Annotated in this window: 1 protein-coding gene; it reads left to right on the forward strand. The window is 63.5% G+C overall.

The window, feature by feature from the left end; genetic code table 11:
- Positions 1–230: WD40 repeat domain-containing protein (locus QQM67_RS30550; RefSeq protein ID WP_399067977.1), on the forward strand; the 230-nt coding region annotated here is incomplete at both ends.

Below are 230 nucleotides of genomic sequence, written 5' to 3' on the forward strand. Positions count from 1 at the left end.
TGATGGCGACTCGTTGGCGACGGGCAGTGACGATGGTACGGCGAGGTTGTGGGGTGTGGAGAGCGGCAAGGTACGCGCCACGTTCAAGGGGCATAAGGACGGGGTGAGTTCGGTGGCTTTCAGTCCTGATGGCGACTCGTTGGCGACGGGCAGTGACGATGGTACGGCGAGGTTGTGGGGTGTGGAGAGCGGCAAGGTACGCGCCACGTTCAAGGGGCATAAGGACGGGG

Origin of the sequence: Streptomyces winkii (assembly GCF_032248595.1) — a bacterium.
Taxonomy (GTDB): Bacteria; Actinomycetota; Actinomycetes; order Streptomycetales; family Streptomycetaceae; genus Streptomyces; species Streptomyces winkii.